At 63.7% G+C, this 17,455-nt stretch carries 14 protein-coding genes and 1 tRNA gene; 4 read left to right on the top strand and 11 right to left on the bottom strand.

All coding sequences use genetic code 11. The features are described 5' to 3' along the window. Positions 1–111: 111 nt before the first annotated feature. The 4 genes from PPL01S_RS07080 to bglX form a co-directional block, all read right to left on the bottom strand. Positions 112–1,431 (bottom strand): MFS transporter, encoded by a 1,320-nt coding sequence (locus tag PPL01S_RS07080; protein ID WP_016395613.1) that lies wholly within the window; start codon positions 1,429–1,431, stop codon positions 112–114. A 232-nt stretch (positions 1,432–1,663) separates the two neighbouring features. Beyond that, positions 1,664–2,998 (bottom strand): sigma-54-dependent transcriptional regulator, encoded by a 1,335-nt coding sequence (locus tag PPL01S_RS07075; protein ID WP_016395614.1) that lies wholly within the window; start codon positions 2,996–2,998, stop codon positions 1,664–1,666. After that, complete coding sequence (locus PPL01S_RS07070; protein WP_016395615.1) at positions 2,992–4,749, bottom strand: sensor histidine kinase; 1,758 nt, start codon at positions 4,747–4,749, stop codon at positions 2,992–2,994. Before PPL01S_RS07070 ends, PPL01S_RS07075 begins: the two co-directional genes overlap by 7 nt. A gap of 129 nt (positions 4,750–4,878) precedes the next feature. Further along, positions 4,879–7,170, bottom strand: a complete 2,292-nt coding sequence (gene bglX, locus PPL01S_RS07065) for a beta-glucosidase BglX (protein WP_028625468.1) — start codon at positions 7,168–7,170, stop codon at positions 4,879–4,881. 189 nt (positions 7,171–7,359) lie between these two features. Between bglX and PPL01S_RS07060 the strand changes: the two genes are divergently transcribed. Beyond that, on the top strand, positions 7,360–7,977 hold the full coding sequence (locus tag PPL01S_RS07060; protein WP_028625467.1) for a TPM domain-containing protein: 618 nt from the start codon (positions 7,360–7,362) through the stop codon (positions 7,975–7,977). A 72-nt stretch (positions 7,978–8,049) separates the two neighbouring features. After that, entirely contained in the window at positions 8,050–9,270 is a 1,221-nt protein-coding gene (locus tag PPL01S_RS07055; protein WP_016395618.1) for a class I SAM-dependent methyltransferase, read from the top strand. 143 nt (positions 9,271–9,413) lie between these two features. Here the strand turns inward: PPL01S_RS07055 and PPL01S_RS07050 are convergent, their stop codons facing one another. The 6 genes from PPL01S_RS07050 to PPL01S_RS07025 form a co-directional block, all read right to left on the bottom strand. After that, a complete protein-coding gene (locus PPL01S_RS07050; protein WP_016395619.1) occupies positions 9,414–10,421 on the bottom strand; it encodes a DUF4917 family protein in 1,008 nt (335 codons plus the stop codon). Positions 10,422–10,535: 114 nt separating this feature from the next. After that, positions 10,536–12,236, bottom strand: a complete 1,701-nt coding sequence (locus tag PPL01S_RS07045; protein WP_016395620.1) for a SulP family inorganic anion transporter — start codon at positions 12,234–12,236, stop codon at positions 10,536–10,538. A gap of 158 nt (positions 12,237–12,394) precedes the next feature. Further along, positions 12,395–12,468 (bottom strand) — tRNA-Gly (locus tag PPL01S_RS07040). A gap of 109 nt (positions 12,469–12,577) precedes the next feature. After that, complete coding sequence (locus tag PPL01S_RS07035; protein ID WP_016395621.1) at positions 12,578–13,465, bottom strand: alpha/beta fold hydrolase; 888 nt, start codon at positions 13,463–13,465, stop codon at positions 12,578–12,580. A 380-nt stretch (positions 13,466–13,845) separates the two neighbouring features. Then, a complete protein-coding gene (locus tag PPL01S_RS07030) occupies positions 13,846–14,538 on the bottom strand; it encodes a pseudouridine synthase (protein WP_028625466.1) in 693 nt (230 codons plus the stop codon). Between the two features lie 33 nt (positions 14,539–14,571). Then, positions 14,572–14,790 (bottom strand): cysteine-rich CWC family protein, encoded by a 219-nt coding sequence (locus PPL01S_RS07025; RefSeq protein WP_028625465.1) that lies wholly within the window; start codon positions 14,788–14,790, stop codon positions 14,572–14,574. A gap of 166 nt (positions 14,791–14,956) precedes the next feature. On the opposite strand from PPL01S_RS07025, the gene PPL01S_RS07020 reads away from it, so the two are divergent. Further along, complete coding sequence (locus PPL01S_RS07020; protein WP_028625464.1) at positions 14,957–15,385, top strand: hypothetical protein; 429 nt, start codon at positions 14,957–14,959, stop codon at positions 15,383–15,385. Between the two features lie 103 nt (positions 15,386–15,488). On the opposite strand, the gene dspII is transcribed toward PPL01S_RS07020, so the two are convergent. Further along, positions 15,489–16,595, bottom strand: coding sequence for an enoyl-CoA hydratase/isomerase DspII (gene dspII, locus PPL01S_RS07015; protein WP_016395625.1), 1,107 nt, complete (start codon positions 16,593–16,595; stop codon positions 15,489–15,491). Between the two features lie 126 nt (positions 16,596–16,721). On the opposite strand from dspII, the gene ung reads away from it, so the two are divergent. Further along, positions 16,722–17,414, top strand: coding sequence for a uracil-DNA glycosylase (ung, locus tag PPL01S_RS07010; protein WP_016395626.1), 693 nt, complete (start codon positions 16,722–16,724; stop codon positions 17,412–17,414). Positions 17,415–17,455 lie beyond the last annotated feature (41 nt).

Here is a 17,455-nt window from a genome sequence, read left to right as displayed (position 1 = left end):
CTCATGGAATGAGCCGAATAGGGTTATTATTCGGCTCACTGGACGGCGAAGATAATTAAAAAAGGGCGCCCATCGTCTGGACGCCCCTCGTTTTGAACCGCTGGATCACTGTCAGTCAGTCGTAATCCGCGAATGCTGCTTGGTGTCTTTCATGGTCGCATACACCAACAGCGAGCAGGCGATGCACGCGGTGACGTACCAGTAGAAACCGCTTTCCATGCCGGCGCTCTTGAACCACAGGGCCACGTACTCGGCGGTGCCGCCGAAGATCGACACGGTCAGTGCATACGGCAGGCCGACGCCCAGGGCGCGGATCTCGGTCGGGAACAGTTCGGCTTTGACCACGGCGTTGATCGAGGTGTAGCCGCTGACGATGATCAGCGCCGCCATGATCAGGAAGAACGCGCCCCACCAGGACTGGATGGTGTGCAGGGTGCTGAGGATCGGTACGGTGAACAGGGTGCCGAGCACACCGAAGGCGATCAGGATCGGACGACGGCCGATCTTGTCCGACAGGCCGCCGATCACCGGTTGCAAGCACATGAACAGGAACAGTGTGGCCGCCGAGATGGTGGTCGAGTCGCTGATGCTCATCCCTACGGTGTTCACCAGGTACTTCTGCATGTAGGTGGTGTAGGTGTAGAAGGCCAGGGTACCGCCCATGGTCAGACCGACCACGGTCATCAGTTCCTTGGGATGACGCATCAGGGTGCGCATCAGGCTTTCCTTGGCCTTTTCCTTCTTGCTGAACGAGGCGGTCTCTTCCATGCCGCGGCGCAGGTACAGGGCAACCACCGCGCACAGCGCGCCGATCACGAAGGGTACACGCCAGCCCCAGGCATACAGCTGCTCGGTAGTCAGGGTCTGCTGCAGCACGATCAGCACCGCCAGGGCGATGAGCTGGCCGGAGATCAGGGTCACGTACTGGAAGCTGGAGAAGAAGCCACGACGGTCCTTGCTGGCCATTTCGCTGAGGTAGGTGGCCGAGGTGCCGTATTCGCCACCTACCGACAGGCCCTGCATCAGGCGGGCGATGACCAGCAGGATGGGGGCGGCGACGCCGATGGTTTCATAACCCGGGGTCAGGGCGATGACCAGCGAGCCTGCGCACATCAGCAGGACCGAGGCCATCAGTGCCGCCTTGCGGCCTTTGCGGTCGGCGTACAGGCCCATCAGCCAGCCACCGATCGGGCGCATGAGGAAGCCCACGGCGAAGATCGCGGCGGTGTTGAGCAATTGTGCAGTGGAGTCGCCTGCCGGGAAGAAGGCTTTGGCGAAGTACAGCGAGAATGCGGCGTAGACGTACCAGTCGTACCATTCGACCATGTTGCCGATGGAACCACTGAAGATCGACTTGAGGCGGCTGGCGGTGGTTTTTTCAGCGGCGGGCGCGATGGCCGCCCCTGTTGGCAGGGAGGTGGCGTTATCCATCAGGGATACCTTCTCGTTGTTTTTGTGGAGCGCGCCGGGGCGCAGCTTGAGAAGGGTTTTGCACGAGCTGTGCCAAATGAGTGCGCAGCGATCCATTCGAGGGCATCAACCCAGGTACGACGCGTACTCTGTAGGAGCGGGCTTGCCCGCGATGGGCTGCAAAGCAGCCCCAGAAAACCGGAAGATAAGCGGTTTCCCGCTCATCAAATGCATCCAATAGGCGGATTTCCGCTTATTCGCGCGAAACGAAATCTTCGCGCGCCAAGCCATGGCGCTGCATCTTCTCGTTCAATGTCCGCCGTGGCAGTTGCAGCGCTTCCATCACGCCCTTGATCTCACCTTTGTGCGCACGCAACGCCGCGCGCAGGCACTGTGCCTCGAATGCTTCCATCTGCTCGGCCAACGACTGCCCGGCAGGTGCATCCTCAAGGTTCGGCGACCCCAAGCCCAGGGCATGCCGCTCCGCTGCATTGGCCAACTCGCGCACATTGCCCGGCCAGTCGTGCGACAGCAGCTGGGCCAATTGCACCCCGGCCAGCGGCGGCGCAGTACGACCAAGCTTTTGCGCTGCAACCTGGGCAAAGTGCTCGAACAGCAGCGGGATGTCTTCACGCCGCTCGCGCAATGGCGCCAGGCGCAGCTCCGCCACGTTCAATCGATAGGCCAGGTCTTCGCGAAAACGCCCGGCGCGCGCTTCGTCGAGCAGATCGGGTTTGGTCGCGGCGATGATCCGCAGGTCGACGCTGATGCTCTGGTTGGCCCCCAGCCGTTCGAGCTTCTGCTCCTGGATCACGCGCAACAGCTTGGCCTGCTGAGCCAGAGGCATGCTTTCGATCTCGTCGAGAAACACCGTGCCGCCGTTGGCGTACTCCAGCTTGCCGATGCGTTTGCCTTGCGCGCCCGTGAAGGCACCGCTTTCGTGGCCGAACAGTTCGGCCTCGAACAGCTGTTCGGGGATCGCGGCGCAGTTGAGGGCGACAAAGGGCTTGTCGGCCCGCGGGCCGAAATCGTGCAGGCAGCGCGCTACCCGTTCCTTGCCGCTGCCGGTTTCACCGCGAATCAGCACATTGACCGGTAGGTTGGCCAGGTCCAGCACTTGCCTTCGCAGCTGCTGCAAGCCCTGGGACATGCCCAGCAAAGTGGTTTCCAGGCGGGACTTGAGGTCGGCCTGCTCATGCAGCCGGCGGTTCTCCAGCACCAGCTGGCGTTTTTCCAGTGCGCGGCGCAGGCTGCCCAGCAGATGCTGCGGGCTGAAGGGCTTTTCGAGGAATTCGTAGGCGCCGTTGCGCATGGCCTCCACTGCCATCGGCACATCACCGTGGCCCGTCAGCAGAATCACCGGCAGGTCCGGGTCATCCGCCTGCAGGCGTTCGAGCAACTGCATGCCGTCCATGCCCGGCATGCGCACATCGCTGATCACCACCCCAGGAAAATGCCGTGGCAGGTGTGCCAGGCAGTCTTCGGCGCGGGCATGCAATTGCACGCTGAAGCCGGACAGGCTCAGCCATTGTTCGACGGCATTGCGGATGCTCGCTTCATCATCGACGACGATCACCGAATTCAACATACAGGCTCCAGGTCACGGGGCAGGGTAAGGCTCAGGCGGGCACCGCCCGGCAGGTTCTCGGCCTGCAGCTGGCCACCGGCCTCGACGATGATGCCATAGGAGATGGCCAGGCCCAGCCCGAGCCCTTCCCCTACCGGCTTGGTGGTGAAGAACGGGTCGAAGACCTTGGCCAGGTCGGCGTCGGCAATGCCGCCGCCCGAGTCGAGCACGCTCAGGCGCCATTGCGCGTGGTCGGGCTCTATGCGGATCTCCAGGCGCTTGTAGCGTTTGTCGGCCATGGCGTCGAGGGCGTTGCGCAGCAGGTTGATCAGCACTTGCTCCAGGCGGATCGCATCACCGCGCACCCACGCCGGTCGCGCCAGGTACAGGGCCACTTCGACCTCTTCGGCACGGATGCGGGTGTCCAGCAGCTGCAGGGCCTGGTCGACCACCTTCGCCAGGTCCAGGCGTTCGCGCAGACCGCCTGGGCTGTTGCGGGCGAAGGTCTTCAGGTGGCCGGTCAGCGCGGCCATGCGCGTGAGCATCTGCTCCAGCGGTTCCAAGGCCTTGCGCGCTTCCTCGTAGCGGCCATGATCGAGCAGCAGGCGCAGTGTTTCCAGTTGCATGCGCTGGGTGGTCAGCGGCTGGTTGATCTCGTGGGCCATGGCCGCCGACATCTGCCCCAGGGCGGCCAGTTTGGCCGATTGCACCAGGCCCTCCTGGGCGGTGCGCAGCTCGCGGGTACGCTCTTCGACCTGGCGCTTGAGCTCGTCGCGGCTGCGCTGGCGCAAGCGAGCCAGGCGCCAGCGCTGGTTGACCAGCAGTGCGGCGAATACCAGGCTCAGCCAGACGGCGGCGGCGCCCAGTGCGGCGTTGCGGCCGTCGGCAGCCATCTGCGGTTTGCGCAGCAGGTGCAAGGTCCAGTCTTCGCCTTCCAGCGGCAGGCTTTCCCACAGGTACTCGGCCGGCCCGTCGGGGCCTTGCACGCGGCTTAGCTGGCTGTACTCGGCGAAACGGGTCAGTACCTGATGTTGCAGTGGCACCAGCGGCTGCTTGTCGTATTGGCGGGTTTCGGCCAGCTCGGCGCGGTCGGCGCTGGTCAGCGGTAGCAGCTCACGATAACGCCAGCCGTCCTGGTTGGCGATGAAGGTGATGCCGCGCGCATCGCTGACCAGCAGGATATCGCTGCCTTGGCGCCATTCGCGTTCCAGCTCGGGGAACTCAAGCTTGACCACCATGGCGCCGAGGAAGCGCCCATGTTCATCGCTGACCGCGCTGGCAAGGAAGTAGCCCGGCACGCCACTGGTCACGCCGACCGCGTAGAACCGGCCGCTGCCCTGGCTGCGGGTTTGCTTGAAGTAGGGGCGAAAGCCGTAGTTGGACCCCACGTAGGTGGTCGGCAGGCGCCAGTTGCTGGCGGCCACTGCCAGCCCGGTGCGGTCGAGCAACTCGAGGGTGGAGGAATTGGCGGCCCCGTTGATGCGCTCGAGCTTGCGGTTGAGGGTGTCCTGGACCGACTCGCTGACCGGCCCGCGCAGGGCTTCGATGAATTCAGGGTCCAGTGCCAGCACGGCGGGCAGGGCGCGATAGCGTTCTATCAGGGTGTGCAGTGAATTGGCGTACAGCCCCAACTGCTGGCTGGCACGGCGGGCGTCGTCTTCCATCGCCTGGCGCTTGGCCTTGTGCATGGCAAAGCCGGCGCTGAGTGCGGTGCCGGCCAGGATCAGCAGGGTGATCAGCCCCAGACGCAGGGCGCGAAGGGAAAAGGGCATCGGCGGGTCCGAATGAGGGGTTGTCAGTAACGGCCTCATCGCCGGCAAGCCGGCTCCCACAGTGAGAGCACCTCAGTACCTGTGGGAGCCGGCTTGCCGGCGATGGGACCGGTCCTGCCTGCGAATCGCTTACAGCAGTTCGAAACTCTGCTGCTGCACGGCCTCGGAATCCAGCCCGACCTGCACATTGAACTCGCCAGGCTCGGCCACGTGCTGCAGTTGGCCATTGTAGAACTTCAGGTCGTCTTCGCTGATGTGGAAGGTCAGGGTCCGCGATTCGCCAGCCTTGAGCATCAGTTTCTGGAAGTTCTTCAACTCCTTGACCGGGCGGCTCATGGATGCCGAGACATCCTGCAGGTACAGCTGCACCACGGTCTCGCCGTCGACCTTGCCGGTGTTCTTCACCGTCACCTTGGCTTGCAGGCTGTCACCCCGCTTGAGCGCCTTGTTCGACAGGTCCAGCCCCGAAAGCTCGAAGCTGCTGTAGCTCAGGCCGTAACCGAACGGATACAACGGGCCGTTGGGTTCCTCGAAATACTGCGAGGTGTAGTTGCCCGGCTTGCCCGGCGTGAAGGGGCGGCCGATGCGGGTGTGGTTGTAGTGCATCGGGATCTGCCCGACCGAACGCGGGAAGGTGATGGCCAGCTTGCCCGAAGGGTTGTAGTCGCCGAACAGCACGTCGGCGATGGCGTTGCCGCCTTCGGTGCCGGCGAACCAGGTTTCGAGGATGGCGTCTGCCTGTTCGCGTTCCCAGCCGATCGACAGCGGGCGGCCGTTCATCAGTACCAGCACCAGCGGCTTACCGGTGGCTTTCAGGGCCTTGATCAGCTCACGCTGGCTGGCAGGAATCTCCAGCGTGGTACGGCTCGACGATTCGTGGGACATGCCGCGGGACTCACCGACCACGGCGACCACCACGTCGGATTGCCGGGCGGCCTTGACCGCTTCGTCGATCAGCACGGCAGCCGGGCGCGGATCATCGACGATTTCCGGGGCGTCGAAGTTGAGGAAGTTCAGGTAGTCGAAGATCGCCTTGTCGCCAGTGACATTGGAGCCTTTGGCATACACCAGCTTGGCCTTGCCCTCGACGGCGCGGCGCAGGCCTTCGCGCACGGTCACCGAGTGCATCGGTTTGCCGTCGGCGGCCCAGCTGCCCATCATGTCGATCGGTGCATCGGCCAGCGGGCCGACCAAGGCGATGGTGCCGGCTTTTTTCAGCGGCAGGGTCTGCTTGTGGTTTTCCAGCAGCACCAGGCCGCGGCGCGCCACGTCGCGGGCGGCTTCGCGGTGCAGACGGTCGTCGCTGTAGTAATCCTTCAGGTCGGTTTCGGCCTTGCCGATTCGCACGTAAGGGTCCTTGAACAGGCCCATGTCGTACTTGGCCCCGAGCACTTCGCGCACGGCCTGGTCCAGCTCGCGCTGGGTCACTTCGCCGGACTTCAGCAACCCAGGCAGCTCCTGGCCGTAGAGGGAGTCGTTCATGCTCATGTCGATGCCGGCCTTGATCGCCAGCTTGGCAGCCTCTCGGCCATCACGGGCAACGCCATGGCGGATCAGTTCCTGGATGGCGCCGTGGTCGCTGATGGTCACGCCCTTGAAGCCCCACTCCTTGCGCAGCAGGTCGTTCATCAGCCAGGTGTTGGAGGTGGCCGGTACGCCGTTGATCGAGTTGAGCGCCACCATCACCCCGCCGGCACCGGCGTCGAGCGCGGCGCGGTAGGGCGGCAGGTAATCGTTGTACATCTTCGGCAGGCTCATATCGACCGTGTTGTAGTCGCGCCCGCCCTCCACTGCGCCGTACAGGGCGAAGTGCTTGACGATGGCCATGATGCTGTCGGCGTTGGCCGGGCTGCTGCCCTGGAACGAGCGGACCATGACCTGGCCGATTTTCGAGGTCAGGTAGGTGTCCTCGCCGAAACCTTCGCTGGTGCGGCCCCAGCGTGGGTCGCGGGCGATGTCGACCATCGGCGCGAAGGTCATGTCGAGGGCATCGGCGGAAGCCTCGATGGCGGAGGTGCGCCCGACCTTGGCGATGGCGTCCATGTCCCAGCTGGACGCCAGGCCCAGGCCGATCGGGAAGATGGTGCGTTCGCCATGGATGGTGTCGTAGGCGAAGAACATCGGAATCTTCAGGCGGCTGCGCATCGCAGCGTCCTGCATGGGCCGGTTCTCGGGGGCGGTGCGCGAGTTGAAGGTGCCGCCGATACGCCCGGCGGCAATTTCCTCCTGGATCTTTTCCTTGGGCATTTCCGGGCCGATGCTGATCAAGCGCAGCTGGCCGATTTTCTCGGCTTCGGTCATCTGGCTGATCAGGTGCTCGATGAATGCCTGCTTGTCCTGCAGGGGCGGGGCGGAGGGGGCGGCGAGGGCCACCTGACTGGCAAGGCCCATGGCCAGGCCCAGCAAAGACAGTTTCATCATGAATTCCGTTGTCGAGGCCTGTGCCGTACCTACGGTGATACGCGCGTGGCCGAAGTTTTCAGGCGGCTATTGTTGTACGATTCGCAGGTAATGCTTCCAGCGGCGGATTATGCCTGAATATGTCGCCTGCGGAGGAGCACCCGAGTGCCGGGACCACAACTATAAGAAAACTCTTCGGAGACCCAAGGCATGACCCCTCTTGACCAATACCAGCAGCGCCAGGTCGCCGAGGCCATCGCCCGCGTGGAGCGGCGCACCGATGCCCAGCTGGTGACGGTGTTGGCGCGGCGAGCCGATGACTACGCCTACCTGCCATTGTTCTGGGCCGCCGTGCTGGCGCTGGCCGTGCCGGGCGTGGTGCAGGGTTTGCTTGGCTGGCCCGGCGTGCGTGGACTGCTGGTGGCCAACGTGCTGCTGTTCATCGCCTTTTGCCTGCTACTGCGCAGCCCGCGCCTTGCGGCAGCGCTGATTCCCGCTACGCTGCGCCGTTGGCGCGCCTCGAGGCTGGCGCGCCAGCAGTTTCGTGAGCAGAACCTCAAGGGCACGGCCGGTGGCACAGGCGTGCTGATCTTCGTTGCCGAAGCCGAGCGGCATGTCGAGATCCTTGTCGACCAAGGGATCGACTGCCACCTCGATGCCCGGGCCCGGGCGGTGATCGTTGCGCGTTTTGCCGAGCAGGTACGTCAAGGCCGGACCTTGCAAGGCTTCGTCGACTGCATCGAGGCGTGTGGGGAGTTGCTTTGCGAGCATGTGCCGCGCACCCATGCGCGTAACGAGCTGCCCAACCGCCTGGTGATTCTCGACTGAACCGGTGGCAGCAGGGTGTAGAATGCGCGGCATTGCGCAACGCGCCCCTGTGATTCGAGGCACCTGTTTTCCATGTCCGCCAGTTCTTCCGCTTCTTCTGCGCCGGATGCGCGCGCCCAGTTTCTCGACCTGCTGAATGCCGCCCTGCACGGCACCACCCTGGTCAAGCTGGTGCTGGCGCGCCATGTCGGCAGCGACCAGACCTTGCAGCGCATCATCGCCAAGCCGTTGCAGGTGAAAGGGCAGGCCAGCCTGTCGCTGGTGTATCGCCACCAGACCCGTGACATCACCCGCAACCTGCCATTGGACCAGGCCCAGGCGCTGGTCGCCGAACTGCTGCCGGGCAGCTTTCGCAACGCCCACCTGTTCGATGCCGACGGCGAAGTGCAACTGACCTTCAGCAAGAAGGGCAAGCCGATGCTGCAGCGCCATGGCGCGCAAGCGCCGCATGAGGCGGCCGCCAATACCGGTCATGACCGGGAAAAGAAGCGCTACCTGGAATTGTCGCGACCGTTCCTGCGCGATCTGGGCGTCACTGACGCGCAGGGTGCGCTGATCCCGTCGATGTCGCGCAAGTGGAAGCAGATCAACAAATTCATCGAAGTCTTCGACCACGCCCTGGCCAATGCCCCGGTGCCTGCACAGCAGACGCTGAGGGTCGCCGACTTCGGCTCTGGCAAGGGCTACCTGACCTTCGCCATGCACGATTACCTGCGCAACACGTTAGGCCGCGAGGCGCAAGTGACCGGTGTCGAATTGCGCCAGGACATGGTCGACCTGTGCAATGCCGCCGCCGCGCGACTGGAGCACACGGGCCTGGAGTTCCAGTGTGGGGACGTGCGCAGCGTGGTGCCCGAGGCCATCGAGGTGATGATCGCCCTGCATGCCTGCGACGTCGCCACCGACTACGCCATTCACACCGGCATCCGTTGCAACGCCGCGATCATCATGTGCTCGCCGTGCTGCCACAAGCAGATCCGCCCGCAACTGCACAGCCCGGGGCTGCTGCAACCGATGCTGCAATACGGTCTGCACCTGGGCCAGCAGGCGGAGATGCTGACGGACAGCTTGCGCGCCCTGTACCTGGAAGCCTGCGGCTACGAGACCAAGGTGTTCGAGTTCATCTCGCTGGAGCACACCAACAAGAACAAGATGATTCTTGCGGTGAAGCGCAGGCAGCCGGTGGCGGCAGACGCATTGCTCGAGAAGATTGCGCAGCTCAAGGCGTTCTACGGGGTGCAGGAGCATTGCCTGGAGACGTTGTTGCGTGGGGATGGGTTGATTCCCGCCTGAGTCGCGGGCTTGCAACCATGGCCTATCAGGCATAGGTACGTTGCAACAAATGTAGGAGCGGGCTTGCCCGCGATGCGCCGCGCGGGCGGCGCTCGATCTCAAGAGCGCTGAAAGGCTCAAGGCGAGCCTTTCACGACGCTTCTTCAACCGCGCCCGCTGACCCAATCGATGGCTGCAACCCTGCCCAACGGATGACTGCTCGCATCGAAGAAATGCAGCTCGGTCTCCGGCAGGTCGGCAAAGCGCTCGACGAAATGCCGTTTCTGGTTGATCACCGAGGCCTCGCTCAACGGCCGAATGGCAATGGACAGATGCGTCGGCCGCGCCTGGCGAATGGCCTCGAGCAAATGCTGATCGCTGGCGTCCAGATGCTGCCCGAACAGGCATAACCCCTCGTTCTCCTGGGCCAGCTGGCCCAGGCTCCACGCCAGGTAATCCGAATTGCGGATTGCCCGCAGTTTCTCGTCGCTGCGGTCTTCGTTGACGAACAATGGCACCTCACCGGGAATGTTCACGGCAAAACCGTCGAGCAGCTCGGCGCTGTCGGCGCTGCGCTGGCGGGTGGTGCCGTCGGGCAGCTTGAGCAGGTGCAGGCCGCCGTGCAGGTGCAACACCCGGGTACCCTCGCTGCGAGTGCGGCGCACGTCGAAGTAGCCCTGCTCGTCGAACAGATTGGCGAAACCGTTGGGGGCATGTTGCACCGCCCAGGGCAGGATCAGGTCGTAGTTGCTGGTGTACACGCTGCGGTAGCCGCGCAGGGCCTGGTTGATCGAAGCCAGGGTAGCTGCCGGCATCAGCGACCAGGGCAGATGCACGGTGCGCATGGCGTGGATCAGCGCTTCCTTGATCGAGTAGTAGCGGTTCAGCGGTGCGGTGGAATTGATGGCCAGGGCGGCGTTGGCGCGTACGGTATGGTTGAGGGTGCTCAGCACAGGCTCGAACAGTTCCGTGCCCAGCGACTTGAACAAGGCCTGGTCACTGATCGCCAGGCCTTTCTTGCGCCCGGCACGCTGCGCTTCTTCGAACAGCGAGAAGTAGCCGAAGGTTTTCCACAGCGCACGGCTGGCGCCGTTGCCCAGCAGCAGGGCGTCGCAGGGGTGGCGCTGGGCGAGGTCCGGCCAGGTGGCGAGGTGGGCGTCGAGTGCAGGCATGCTGGGTCCATTCGGTGGGGCGCAAATGGGGGCGACTTTAGCATGGCAGGCAAGGCGTGCGCGGGCTGCCGTCGTACCGGTCGATAACCTCGGCGAACCCGCGGCTGCTTTTTCTTACTCCTGCGCCGGTACTTTGCTGCTCCTGTTGCGCCATACTCGATACGCCCGAATCCCCGCCCGTACCGAACCGAACAGCAATTTCTCCTCCATCTCCCGCGCCATCCCGGAGCGCACCAGCATGCGCAGGAACGCGCCGCGTGCGCGGGCGATACCGAAGTAGATACCCTGCGCCGCCAGGGTGTCGCGCACTTCGCGCAAGGCAGCAATACCGCTCACGTCGATGCTGCTGACCGCCTCGGCATCGAACAGCAGCGCCTTGGGTTGTGCCTGGCTCTGCACGGCTTCGAGCAGGCGCATCTTGAAGTAGTCGGCATTGAAGAACAGGATCGCGTCGTCGAAGCGATACACCACCAGGCCCGGGACGGTACGCGCCTCGGGGTGCTTGCGGATGTCCACCTGGCCCTCGGTGCCCGGCAACCAGCCCAGCACGGCGTCGGTGGGCTGGTAGATGCTGTAGAGCAAGCGCAGGATCGCCAGGGTCACGGCAACCATGATGCCCGGCAACACGCCTAGCCCGAGCACGCCGACAGTGGTCAGCAGGCACAGCCAGAACTCGAAGCGGCTCAGGCGCCGGATGCTCCCCAGCGACTTGATATCGATCAGTCCCCAGCCGGCCATCAGCAGCACTGCTCCCAGCGCTGCCTGAGGAATCCACGCCATGGGCGCGGTGAAGAACAGCAGGATCATGGCGATTACCAGGGCGGCGATGATGCCCACCAGCTGGCTCTTGCCACCGACCATGTCGTTGACCGCGGTGCGCGAGTCCGCGCCACTGATGGCAAACCCCTGGGAAATGCCGGCTGCCAGGTTGCTCACGCCGAGGGCGACGAACTCATGATTGGCATTGATCGCATAACCGTGGCGAGCGGCGAAGCTGCGCGCCGTGAGCATGGCGCTGCAGAAGCTGACCGTGGCGATACCCACGGCATCGCGCAGCAGGCTCTTGGTTTCCGCAAGGTTGCTCTGTGGCCAGGCCAGGTGCGGGATGCCTGCCGGTACCGGCCCGAGGACGGCAACGCCAAGGTGGTCCAGGCCGAACAGGCCTGCCAGCAAGGTGAACACTGCGACGGTGACCAGGGCGGCAGGCAGGCGTGGGTAGCGTCGCGGCAGCCAGATCAGCAGTGCCAGCCCGGCCAAGCCGATGGCCAAGGTCAGCCAGTGGATCTCGCCCAGCCGCTGCACGAAGTTGATCAGGCTGAGGATGAAGCCATCGCCCTCGATCTTGAATCCCACGACCTTGGACAGCTGTCCGGCGATCAGGCTCAGGCCGATGCCGTTGAGGTAGCCGATCAGGATCGGCCGCGAGAAGAAGCTGGCAATGAACCCGGCACGCGCCACGCCGGCGGCAATCAGCATCACGCCTACCAGCACGGTGACGATCACTGCCAGTTCGGCGATACGCTGCGGGTCGCCCATGGCCAGCGGCGCCACGGCACCGGCGATCATCGCGCAGGTGGCCGCGTCCGGGCCGACCATCAGTTGCCGGGAACTGCCGACCAGGGCGTAGACGATCATCGGCAACACGCAGGCATACAGGCCGTACTGGGGTGGCAGGCCGACGATCTGTGCGTAGGCTATGGCGATCGGGATCTGGATGGCGGCTACCGACAAGCCAGCCTGGAGATCGGCGTGGAACCACTCGCGGCGGTAATGAAGCAGGTTGGCAAGGCCAGGGAGCCAGCGTGACAGAAACATGCACGGTCCTTTCGAAATGTTTCGCAGAAATGCTTAGAGCATATGCGCTACAAGTCGAGCGGGTGGCAATTGAGCGAAGTCATTAAAAACGAAAAAAGGAGCCTGGGCTCCTTTTGACAGCGATGACGTTGCTGGAACGCCATGCGGGGAATGCGGTGTGGAGCGGGTAGAGGGAATCGAACCCTCAACTAAAGCTTGGGAAGCTTTCGTTTTGCCACTAAACTATACCCGCGTCTGCGCTCGACTTTTTACCAGAACCCTCATCGAATTAGAAGCCCCAGTTATAAAAAGGCTGTCGGCGCCCATGGCCTGCGGGTGATGGCCAGAGGGCGCCGATTCACTCAGATCGCCCATGCATGTTGACCTTGGGCGGCGTAGGGATTACGCGGCCGGGGCTCGCGCGCGGTTGGCTTGAGGAAACTGTGCAGTGCGCTGCGCGTCTCTTCGCAGGCCGTCTTGTTCTCCATGTCGAGGAAGTGGCCCGCGTTGCGGATCACCGTGAAGTGGCTCTTGTCGACATGTTGCCCAAACTGGCGTGCGTCTTCGGCGGTGGTGTACTCGTCACGGTCGCCGTTGATGAACAGCACCGGGATGTCGATGTTGCGTGCCCCTTTCAGCGCTCGCTCCAGGTCGTGTTGCAGCACTTCGTTGATGTGGAAGAGCATCTGCGCATATTCATGGCTGTCCAGGCCGCTCACGTGGCGGTAGTTGAAGCGCTTGAACAGCGATGGCAGGTGCTTGCCGATGGTGTCGTTGACCAGGTTGCCGACCTGGTAGCGATCGCAGGCGGCCAGGTACTGGCAGCCACGGTCGAGGTAGTCGCGCATCGGTTCGTTGATCACCGGCGAGAACGAGCTGACCACCGCCTTCTTCAGCCGCCGCGGCTGGTGCGCCAGCGCCAGCAGCGTGCCCGCACCGCCCCAGGAGAACGACATCACGTGGTCGGCCTGGAAGTGCTCGATCAGCTCAAGAAGAATGTGCGCCTCGGTCTCCTTGCTGATCAGGCGCTCCTGGCGGTTGTGGGGCTTGGACTTGCCAGCGTAGGGCTGGTCGTACAGCACCACGTTGAATTGCGGGTGCAGGTTACGCACCGTCTGGGCGAACGAGGCCGTGGTGGCCAGCGAACCATTGATCAGGATGATCGTTTTTTCGGCCGCATCCGCGCGATGGAACTCCGTGTAAACCCGATACTGACCTTGGATATCAAGCACAGCGATTTCTGGCCTCATGTCATCGACTCCTGGCGCAAAAAGGGTATTCGCGTCACCTAGGGTGCACGTTCTATATGACAGGTAGGCATTTGCCTGAAGAAAAAAGCGGGGCCCTGTGTCGATCCTTCGTACACGTGTCGACGGTATTGTTTTGGCGGGCAATTCGCCGTGCCCCAAGGCATCTAGGCATTGGGTAGCCGGCGAAAAGGTGTCTTCGACTGCAAGTGTGACTCATGAGTCACGTGCAGACTGACGAGTTAGGATTCAAGCAGTGGGTTGGGGTTCCCGCAAGTGCCGTTTGCGCAAATATGTGACTTTTGCCGCTGGGCGGTCGTATGACGACTCTGTGGCGAATCCGTGGGAGCCGGCTTGCCGGCGATAGGGCCGGAACAGACAGCCTAGACCGTGGCTATCTCATCAAGCGTCAATGCCCTGAACTCCCCCGGTGCCAGCCCCGGATCCAGCGTGATCGCCCCCATGCTTTCCCGGTGCAACCCCACCACCTTGTTGTCGAAGTGCCCGAACATGCGCTTGACCTGGTGATAACGCCCCTCGACGATCGCCAGCCGCGCCCGTCGTGGACCGAGGATGTCGAGCTGGGCGGGCAGGGTAGTGAGGTCTTCGAAGGCGAAGTAGAACCCTTCGCGGAACTTCGCGGCATAGTGCTCGCCGATTTCGTCCTCGGTTTGCACAAGGTAATGCTTGGGCAGTTTGGTGGTCGGCTGGGTCAGCCGCCGTGACCACTGGCCATCGTTGGTCAGGATCATCAGGCCGGTGGTGTTGTAGTCCAGGCGCCCGGCGATGTGCAGGTCGTCGCGCAGCTCGGCGGGCAACAGGTCGAGCACCGTGCGGTGCTGCGGGTCGTGGGTGGCGCTGACGCAGCCGGTCGGCTTGTGCAGCATCAGGTAACGGGCTGGGCGGCCCGCCTGGAGCAACTGATCGTCCACTTCGACTCGGCTGAATTCGCGCACTTCGGCCTTCGGGTCGGTCACCACCGCAGCGTCCACGCGCACACGTCGTTGCACCAGCAGCAGCCGCACTTGCTGGCGGTTGTAGCAGGGCAGGTTGGCGAGGAAGCGGTCTAGGCGCATGGCGGCAAGGCAGTCGGACGATGGGCGCGCAGTTTACCCTTGATCGCTGGATGTCTGCTGAAGTTGATCCAGCACCTGGGCGCAGCGAGGGCACAGGCAGGCCTTGTCGCGCAACTCGGCAGGCAGGGCCTGCAGCACAGCAGGGGCGATGGTCACGGCATAGCACCAGCAGGCTTGCGTGGCACTGCGCGGATCGGCCAGGGCGCACTGGTTGAGGGCGCCGCACGCGGGGCAGTGCTGTTGGTCGTTCATGATCGGTTCCGGGGTGGCATCTTTCGGTTGGTCGAGCTGTTTCTAATTGTTGCAAAAATGGCACTGCACCTTGGCGCGACGGTCTTATTCAATGTCGATGAACGCTTTTCGCGTCGACGCTCGCCAGCGCCGCTGTTCGGGCACCCTAGCGGTCCAGGAGGCCGCCATGTCCTATCGAATGCTGTTGACCGCCCTTGCGGGTTTGATGATTGGCGCCTGCGTGCCCTATCAAGAGGGCGGCGGCTATTATCGCTCGGATTACTACACCACCGATCGCTACGTGGCGCCGGGATATTACCGCTACGACCGCTACTATATAACGCCGCAACCGCGCTACTACTACCAGCCGGCACCGCGTTACTACCCACCCGCACCGCATTACTACCGACCGGCGCCAGTGCCGCATTACCAACCCCACCCGCAGCCGGGCATGAACCAGTGGCACGGCAACCCGCGTTACGACTATGGCAATCGCCAGCGTTATGACTATGGGCGCGATCGCGACCGTCACGACTATCGCAATGGCAGCCAGCGTTATCAGAATGACCGCTGGCATTCCAGCGGGCGCGGAGGGGATCGCAACCGGCAGCAGTGAAGGTTGAAGGGCTCCCACAGGAAAATCACTCAAGTCAGAAGTCGTGCGGTCCCTGTGGGAGTCGGCTTGCCGGCGATTGGGCCAGTCCTGCAAAGCAGCCCCTTCAGGCCAGGTCCGCCAACGGATGCCGTCCCTCCCAGACCTTGGCAAAATGCGCCTCGACCACCGCCGCCGGCACTTGCCCCACATCCGGCCAATGCCAGTGCGGCTGGTTGTCCTTGTCCAGCAAACGGGCGCGCACGCCTTCGCTGAACTCCGGATGACGGCAGCAATTGAGGCTCATGCTGTACTCCATCTGGAACACCTGCGCCAGTGACAGGTGCCGGGCCCGGCGTATCTGTTCCCAGACCAGGTGCGCGGTCAGCGGGCAACCCTCGTGCAGGCGTTCGCCCGCTGCGGCAAGCAGCGGATCACTGTGGTGCTTCAAACCTTCCAGTGCATGCCATGCCGCTGCCGGGTCGGCGACATCGAGCAGCTCGTCGATCACCTGACGCCGTGGCAGCCATTGCGCCTGGGGCAGTTCTTCGCTGGCCCGATGCTGCTCGGCCTTGAGCAGGCTGTTCAGCTGCAAGTCGGTCTGCTCCTGCCAGTTCAGTTGCAGCAATTCATCGATCAGGTCTTCCTGCTGGTGCTCGCCGAAGAAACGGTCCGCCAGGTCGAGATCGAGCGCGTCACGGGCATTGATTGGCGCCCCCGTCAGCCCGAAAAACAGCCCAAGCTTGCCCGGCAGGCGGGCGAGAAACCAACTGGCGCCGACGTCGGGGTAGAGCCCGATGCTGATCTCAGGCATCGCCAGCCGGCTGCTGGGCGTGACGATGCGCACGCCAGCCCCCTGCAGCAGCCCCATGCCGCCGCCCAGCACATGCCCATGCCCCCAGCACAGCAGGGGCTTGGGGTAGGTATGCAGCAGGTAGTCGAGGCGATACTCGGCGGCGAAGAAGGTGGCCGCCAGCGGCGGTACGCTGCCAGGGTGCTCGCGGCAGGCCTGGGCCAGCGCCCGCACATCGCCCCCGGCGCAGAACGCCTTGGCGCCATTGCCACGCAACAGCACGCAGACGATGCCCGGGTCGCGCGCCCAGCTGTGCAGTTGCTCGCCGAGCACTTCGATCATCGGCAGGTTGAGGGCATTGAGTGCCTTGGGTGCATCCAGGGTGGCAATGCCGATGCGGGCGCCGTCGGCGCCGGTGAGTACCTCGCAATGAATGGCCATGGACTACCTCGCGCAAGTCATCGCACAAGTATGGCTTGCCTGGCTGAACATGCCGGTCGTCGGTCGGATCGATTGACAAGGGGGGAGCGCTTACCTAGTGTCGCGCCATTGTTTACGGATGGCCCCATGACTGACGACGATCGCATCAAACTCGAACCCGGTTGGAAGGCTGCTCTGCGCGCCGAGTTCGACCAGCCCTACATGCACCAGCTGCGCGAATTCCTGCGCCAGGAATACGCTGCCGGCAAAGAGATCTACCCGCCGGGGCCGATGATCTTCAATGCGCTGAACTCCACGCCGCTGGAGCAGGTGAAAGTGGTGATTCTCGGCCAGGATCCCTATCACGGCCCCGGCCAGGCCCACGGCCTGTGTTTCTCGGTGCAGCCAGGGGTGCCGACGCCGCCGTCGCTGGTGAACATCTACAAGGAACTGCAGCGCGACCTGAATATCCCCATCGCCAGTCATGGTTACCTGCAAAGCTGGGCCGAGCAGGGGGTGTTGCTGCTCAACACGACCATGACGGTCGAGCGCGCCAATGCCGCTTCGCATGCCAAGAAAGGCTGGGAGTTCTTCACCGACCGAGTCATCCAGGTGGTCAGCGAGCAGTGCCCGAACGTGGTGTTCCTGCTGTGGGGAGCGCATGCCCAGAGCAAGCAGAAGCTGATCGATGGCACCCGGCACCTGGTGCTGAAGTCGGTGCATCCGTCGCCGTTGTCGGCTTATCGAGGGTTCCTTGGCTGCGGACATTTCAGCCGGGCCAATGGCTTCCTCGAACAGCGTGGGCTGGCGCCGATCAACTGGGCACTGCCGCCGCTCTAGCGCTGGCCCGATCGCCGGCTTGCCGGCGATGAAGGCGCCAC

Origin of the sequence: Pseudomonas plecoglossicida NBRC 103162 = DSM 15088, from assembly GCF_000730665.1 — a bacterium.
GTDB classification, from domain to species: Bacteria; Pseudomonadota; Gammaproteobacteria; order Pseudomonadales; family Pseudomonadaceae; genus Aquipseudomonas; species Aquipseudomonas plecoglossicida.
Note: the sequence above shows the minus strand (reverse complement) of the source record. Positions and strands in the feature narration are given on the sequence as shown.